Below are 7,277 nucleotides of genomic sequence, written 5' to 3'. Positions count from 1 at the left end.
AGTAAGTAACTCGAAAATGGAATTTGAAGAGACTCTTTTTTTGGAAGATTGTGATTTATTTTCGGGAAAGCCCTTTTGACATTGGGTTATTTTGCGTGATGGATAGTAGTGGAAATCCTTTTTTACCCCTCTTTTAGGTGCAAAAAAGATTATTTTACAATATTATTTTTCATTTGGAGTTCAATGAACGTTGTTTGCAATAGATAGCCCGACCCGAAGTTTTACGAACGGGCACGCCCAAATGGTAGCACAGAGTAGTTGTTATACAAAAAAATTAAGCACTTACTTCTTTTTAAAATGTTAAAATATTAATTTCTTCTAAAATTTTAAAAAGTCCGTGAGTACTTAATTTTTTTACTTCACAAATTTTTATTTTTTAGCGGAGATCTGTGATGTGCTTTGTAGTTGTATTTTATAGATTTCATGACGTAGTCTCATGTGTAATTTGTGTTAAAAAAATGTTAAAATAAATTAAACAAACGTTTAATTTAAACATTTGTTTAATTTTGCGATGTAAAAAAATATGGATTTATGTTTCATGAAAAACAAATTTTGATTCTACAAATTGCAGAAAAACTGTTTGCAGATAATGGTTTTGACGGTACGTCTATTAGGGATATTGCCAAGGAAGCCCAGATTAACATAGCCATGATTTCGTATTATTTTGGATCAAAGGAAAAACTTTTGGAGGGCATTATTATTTATAGAACCAATGATATAAAGCTAGAAATTGAGAATTTATTTAAAGAAAATCATTCACCTTTATTGAAAATAGAAAAGCTTATTGCGTTGTATATTTCGAGAATCCATCGCAACAATTGTATTTATAAAATACTGCATTTTGAAGTTTCGAACAAAAAAAGAGTGATGGATATTGCAGCATTTCAGGAAGTTAAGATGAATAACCTACGGATTTTGGAAAAAATTATTAAAGAGGGACAGGAATTAAAATTTTTTAAAAAAAATATTACTATTGCCTTGATAACTCCCACAATATTAGGTACTTATTTTCATTTTCAGATGAATAAGCCTTTTTTTGAGTCGTTATTGCATTTAGAAAACGAAGCTCAATATGAACATTACATCCATCATGATTTAACCCAACACATTCAACAAACCATCAAGTCATTAATTTTATATGAAAATCAATAAAGTAGGATTTATTTTATTTATTCTTTTGAGTTTGAGCGAAGTTTATGCCCAAGAGCGTACCAAGCTCGATTTGAGCGAAGCGGTACAGTTGGCAATAAGCAAAAGTTTTGAAGCCCAATTGGCCGAAACAAAAGCGAAAACCAAAGCCTTGGAATATGCCTCAAGCCAAAACAAACAGTATCCAGAGGTGTCCCTTACGGGTCAATATTTGAGATTAACGGATGCCGATGTTGCCCTAAAAATATTACCAAATTCTAGCGGCAATGTTGCTGGAAGTCCTGTGGTAAACGAACTGCTATTGGGGCAGGCTAATTTTAATTTGCCTTTGTTTTCTGGATTCAAAATACAGAATAGTATAGGACTTTCGCAAAATTTATGGGAGGCCGAAAAGCTGAAAACAGCACAAACAAAAGAAGACATTGCTATGCACGTTGTGGCTTATTATGCGGCATTGTTTAGAGCTCAAAAAGCGGTAGAACTGATTACAGACAATTTGAAAAGTGCCAATCAAAGGGTTTCGGATTTTAAAGATTTAGAAAAAAATGGTCTAGTTGCTCGAAATGATTTGCTAAAAGTGCAACTTCAGTCCAATAAAATAGCCTTGTCGTTGGAGGAAGCCCACAAAAATGTGGCTGTAATCAACTATCAATTGGTTTCGATGTTGCAATTGCCGCAAGATTTTCAAATAGGGATAGACGTACACCAATTTGACCACCAAACCTCGTTGCAAATTATAGAACATGATGACGTGGCGTTGTCTAACCGAAAAGATTTAAAAGCATTTCAATATTTTGAAAAAGCCAATCAAAATCTAATCAAAATAACCAAAAGCAACTATTTTCCTAACATAGCCCTTGTTGGGGGTTATACGGCTTTGCGGCTTCAAAATGTGGCAACTGTTAGCAATGCCATGACGTTTGGATTAGGTTTTTCGTATAATTTGAGTAGTATTTATAAAAACCGCAAAGATGTAAAAATAGCTTTTAGTAAAGCCCAAGAAACGATAGAATCTAAAAACATTTTAATTGAAAAAATAAAGGTTCAAGTTCATGAAGCTTATGAAAATTTTATATTGGCACAAAAACAACACACGGTTTATGCATCTGCCATACAAGTTGCGTCAGAAAATTACCGCATTGTAAAAGACAAATACGACAACGGACTGGCAACTACCACCGAACTATTGGACGCAGATGTAGAACAATTGAATGCACAAATCAATCAGGCTTATGCCAAGGCCAACATCATGCTCAAATATTATGAAATGCAAGAAGCTTCGGGGGCATTACTATCTTCTTTTAACCATACAAAAAAATAATCCAAAATGGAAAAGAAACCTTCAAACAAAAAAATGATATTGATTTTAGCGGTTTTATTACTTGCTGGAACCATATATGGTGTTATGAAATACCTACATGCACAAGCTAATGAAGCCACAGACGATGCACAAGTGCAACAAAAAATGAATCCTATTATTCCAAGAGTATCTGGATATGTAACCAAAATTTATGTTCATGACAACGATTTTGTAAAAAAAGGCGATACGTTATTTACAATAGACGACAAGGATTTTGTAGTAAAAATAGCTGAAGCCGAAGCCAATTTGGCAGCAGCCGAAAGTAGTTTTGAAGTTTCAAAAGCAGATGTTGCAGGGGCTATGGCAAGTGTAGCCGTGTCTGATGCCAATGTAACGAGTGCCAATGGCACAATTGAAACGGCCAAAATCCGACTGACAAGAGCTTCCAATGATTTTGAAAGATACCAAAATTTGTATAAAAACCATTCGATAACCAAACAACAATTTGAACAAGCACAGGCAGCCAAATTAGAGGCCGAAAGCCAATTAAAAATCGTAATGAGTCAGGAAAAAGCGGCAGCATCTCAAAAAAATGTTATTGCCTCAAAAAGTTTGGTTTCCAACAAACAAACGCAAGTAGCATTGGCTAATATTGCAAAAGCCAAAGCGGTGTTAGCTACCGCAAAGCTCCAATTGAGTTACACCGTAGTAACGGCCTCTATCAATGGACAATTGTCTAAAATTGATCTTCAGCCGGGACAGTTGATACAAATGGGACAAGCTTTGTGTTATATTATCAACAACAACGACATTTGGGTAACTGCCAATTTTAAGGAAACACAAATCAATAAAATGAGGATAGGACAAAAAGTAAGTATCAAAGTGGATGCTTTTGAAGATGTTATTTTTGAGGGCGAGGTAGCATCTTTTTCTCCGGCTACGGGTTCTCAGTTTTCTATTTTGCCACCAGATAATGCCACAGGCAATTTTGTTAAAACAATCCAACGATTACCCGTAAAAATCACTTTTAAAAACACAAACGACCCTGAAAAAAATCGCCTCCTAAGATCGGGAATGAATGCTGAGATTAATGTGCATTTGAAGTAGGAAGTGAGAGGCATGAGGTTAGAGTTGCTAAGTAGCAAATGGTCTAAATGGATACAAATTTTTAAGGCTGGGTTCTAAAACAAGGGGCTAAATGCTGTTTACTTAATGATAGAAGTGGAAATCCTTTTAGAAGCCCCCCCAGCCCCCAAAAGGGGTGTTATATTGCACGAATATAGTTGCTGAATGTGTTTTTCAAAAAAAGATTATTCACAATATTATATTTCTTTTGGTGTTCAATAAAAGTTGTTTGCAACGGATAGCCCTACCCTTGGGGGAACACCCAAATAAAGCGCTGTTTTATTTGCTGTTTTATTTAGAATTGAGCCAAACAAAAAAACAAAAAAAAGATGACACAACACAATCCAGATAGTTTAGTAGAATATGGTTTTAGGAGGGTAATTATTACCATCACGGCGGTGCTTTGTGCCTTGCTCGAAATTGTGGACACTACCATAGTAAACGTGGCTTTAAACAACATGCGTGGTAGCTTGGGTGCAACACTTACAGACGTGGCTTGGGTTATTACGGCCTACGCCATTGCAAACGTCATTGTTATACCCATGACCAGTTGGTTGGCACAACAATTTGGACGACGTAATTATTTTGCAACCTCAATTGTTATATTTACAGTAGCATCCTTTTTGTGTGGCAATGCTACTAATATTTGGGAGCTAGTTGCTTTTCGTTTCATACAAGGTTTGGGCGGAGGGGCATTGTTAGTAACTGCTCAAACCATCATAACCGAAAGTTATCCCGTTGCCAAAAGAGGTATGGCTCAAGCCATTTATGGAATGGGTGTAATTATTGGGCCAACATTAGGCCCTCCTTTAGGTGGCTATATTGTAGATCATTTTTCGTGGCCTTACATTTTTTATATCAACATTCCCATCGGCGTTTTAGCCACTTTTTTAACTATTGGCTTTGTAAAAAGTCCCAAATATGGCGAAAAACTCCATGCTTCCCAAGTCGATTGGATGGGTATTCTCTACCTGGCTTCTTTTATTGGATCGCTCCAATTTGTTTTAGAACACGGGCAGCAAGACGACTGGTTCAACAACAAAACTATTGTTGCTCTAACCATACTATCGGTATTAGGACTTATTTTATTCATCAAACGTGAACTCACTTATCAATACCCCATCGTAAACCTTAAAGTGCTTAAAGACACTAATTTACGAATGGGAACCATCATGTGTTTTATACTCGGATTTGGCTTATATGGTTCTACTTTTATCATTCCTATCTACACACAATCTATATTGGGTTGGTCTGCAACAGATGCTGGCTTGCTGCTCATCCCAAGTTCTATAACCACAGGGCTCATGATGCCTTTTGTAGGCAAAATGATTCAAAAAGGCTACAACCAAAAATATATGGTAGCCGTAGGATTTTTAATCTTTTTTGGGTTCAGTTTCTACATGCGTGGTGCCCTAACACCAGACACGGGTGTCGAACATATTTTTTGGCCGCTCATCATGCGGGGTGTTGGTCTCGGACTGCTTTTTGTACCCATAACCACCCTCTCGCTTTCAACCCTAAAAGGCAAAAACATTGGCGATGGTGCCGCCTTTACAGGCATGATGCGACAACTTGGTGGCTCCTTTGGCATAGCCATCATTACTACTTTCATCTCCCGTTTCAACCAGCAGCATCGTGTCGATTTAATTGCCCACTTAGACAAATCCAATTATTTGGTTCAAAACCAAATTGCAATGCTACAAAAAAGCTTTCAAGCAAAGGGGTTTCCCACCAATGTTTCCCTTGCAAAAGCATACCAAATTTTAGAATTTAAGGTTTACAAACAAGCCAGTGTGTTGTCCTATATGGATATTTTTATGTACTTGGGGGTGCTTTTTTTGTTGTGCATTCCAGTTGTACTGATACTAAAAACAGGAAAATCCAAAGTCAATCCAGCCGATGCCATGCACTAATTTCATAATCCAACAACTACCCTATTATAAATCAAATATAGCACTAGGAGCTTAATCCAGCTTTTTGCTACAAGTCCTCGCCCCAAAAAGGGTTTTTTGTTTGCCACAAAAGGAGCTTCCGCTGGTCGCTCTTTTGTAGCAACAAAAAAATCCCTTTTGGGGCTCCGGGCTTTTCGCTACAATCTGGGCTAGGAACACCCCGATAAATTGGAAATCTTGTCAAAATGAACGGACAATCATTAAAATAAGTGCCATTTATATTTTTTTCTTAACAATCATTTTTACTTCTAGCTTCGATACTTTATACGTTTTTCCATCGGCTTCAGCTTCTATAACTGCAATTAGTTTTTCGGGTGTTTGTACATTTCCGTCAAAATCAATTGAAGCTGTTTTCTTATCAAAATCAACTTTCGCTTTTGATACTCCTTCCGTATGGTTCAGTTTGTCTTCAATCGTTTTAGCACATCCAATTGCACAACTCATACCGTCAATTGTCAAATCGGCATGGGATGTTGCAGCGTCTGCCGCAATAGGATTTTGGAGTGTTTCTACTTTTTTTTCAATTGTAACTTCTTTTTTTTCTTCCTCTTTTTTGCAATTAACAAATAATAAAGTGCAAACAGATAAGCTAAATAGTAAGATTGTTTTTTTCATGATTCTTGATGTGATTAGTAATTTATAAATCTACTACAAATTTAATAAATTTTAGTTCAACTTTTTTGATTTTTGTTCTAAAGCTACAATTTTTTCTATACCTGCCATAATGGGTTCAAACTCGTAATGTAGTAATTGACAAACTTTGGTATTGTCATAATATTCTTTAGCATACAAACTCAGCACCCCAAATGTATCTAATTTACGTTTCCTTGAAAATAAAAAACTAATCATGCCGTCTAATTTGGCATACCATAACGTGGTGATATATGGGCTTTTAATTTTTGGTCTTGTAACTTGCAAAGCATCGGCAATGGCATCTAATACCGTTTTGTAAGTCAAATTTTCGCCACATATTATAAATCTTTCGCCAACAACGGGGTGTTCCATTAATAAACGAGTGAGGCAAACAACATCTTTTATTGTAACAAATCCTGAACAACCTTCTGAATAAAAACGCAACCCATTCACTACCTGCGAAAAAATATCGCCGCTGCCTTGTCCCCAAAAACCATTACCTAAAATGATGGTTGGATTTACAATAACTACCGGCAATCCTTCTTGATAGCCCCGCCACACTTCGAGTTCGCCACCATATTTAGTTATGGCATAATCACTTTGCAATTTTTCTGGATTCCATTCGTTGTCTTCTGTAAATATCGATTTCCCTTCCGTTAGTGCTCCTAATGCGGCTACAGAACTTACATATAGGAGTTTTTTGATTTGAAAATCCAAGCTCAAATTTACAATATTTGCAGTTCCTTGTATGTTGATTTTTCTTAATAAAGGTTCGTCTATTGAGTTAAACGAAATCATGCCAGCACAATGATATACGTAAGTAATACCTTCAAAAGCTTTTTCTAAAGCGGGTACATCTGTTACATCGGCTTCAAACCACTCGATATAGGAAAACAAATCAATGATTTGATGGGTTGTAAATAAAAGTTTTACACGCTCAATTTTTGCACTATCCCGATACAAACCTCTGATTTTTTGAGGGGTGCGTTGTAATAATTCCATGAGCAAATGCCCACCAACCAATCCTGTGGCTCCTGTTATTAATATCATAATAATGTTTTATATTTGATGTCAAATCGTTGTTTTTTCACAACAATGAGGTTATACCAAATATACAT

General features: G+C 36.1%; 6 protein-coding genes. 4 read left to right on the top strand and 2 right to left on the bottom strand.

Going from position 1 to position 7,277, the window contains the following annotated elements; all coding sequences use genetic code 11:
- Nucleotides 1-531: 531 nt before the first annotated feature.
- The 4 genes from B0A58_RS13860 to B0A58_RS13845 all read left to right on the top strand — a co-directional run bounded on the left by B0A58_RS13860 (nt 532) and on the right by B0A58_RS13845 (nt 5,487).
- Nucleotides 532-1,152 (top strand): TetR/AcrR family transcriptional regulator, encoded by a 621-nt coding sequence (locus B0A58_RS13860; protein WP_089081556.1) that lies wholly within the window; start codon nt 532-534, stop codon nt 1,150-1,152.
- The gene (locus B0A58_RS13855) at nt 1,139-2,470 is read left to right on the top strand and encodes a TolC family protein (protein ID WP_089081555.1); all 1,332 of its coding nucleotides are present in this window, start codon (nt 1,139-1,141) and stop codon (nt 2,468-2,470) included. The genes B0A58_RS13860 and B0A58_RS13855 overlap by 14 nt, the downstream gene beginning before the upstream one ends.
- 6 nt (nt 2,471-2,476) lie before the next feature.
- Complete coding sequence (locus tag B0A58_RS13850; protein ID WP_089081554.1) at nt 2,477-3,556, top strand: HlyD family secretion protein; 1,080 nt, start codon at nt 2,477-2,479, stop codon at nt 3,554-3,556.
- 347 nt (nt 3,557-3,903) lie between these two features.
- Nucleotides 3,904-5,487, top strand: a complete 1,584-nt coding sequence (locus tag B0A58_RS13845; RefSeq protein ID WP_089081553.1) for an MDR family MFS transporter — start codon at nt 3,904-3,906, stop codon at nt 5,485-5,487.
- A 255-nt stretch (nt 5,488-5,742) separates the two neighbouring features.
- Here the strand turns inward: B0A58_RS13845 and B0A58_RS13840 are convergent, their stop codons facing one another.
- Together B0A58_RS13840 and B0A58_RS13835 are read right to left on the bottom strand one after the other, a co-directional pair.
- On the bottom strand, nt 5,743-6,141 hold the full coding sequence (locus B0A58_RS13840; RefSeq protein WP_089081552.1) for a heavy-metal-associated domain-containing protein: 399 nt from the start codon (nt 6,139-6,141) through the stop codon (nt 5,743-5,745).
- Between the two features lie 51 nt (nt 6,142-6,192).
- A complete protein-coding gene (locus B0A58_RS13835; protein WP_089081551.1) occupies nt 6,193-7,209 on the bottom strand; it encodes an NAD-dependent epimerase/dehydratase family protein in 1,017 nt (338 codons plus the stop codon).
- Between the last annotated feature and the right edge of the window lie 68 nt (nt 7,210-7,277).

The sequence above is a fragment of the Flavobacterium branchiophilum NBRC 15030 = ATCC 35035 genome, assembly GCF_002217205.1.
Taxonomy (GTDB): domain Bacteria; phylum Bacteroidota; class Bacteroidia; order Flavobacteriales; family Flavobacteriaceae; genus Flavobacterium; species Flavobacterium branchiophilum.
The sequence above is the reverse complement of the archived record's forward strand: the minus strand, read 5'-3'. Positions and strand labels throughout refer to the sequence as shown.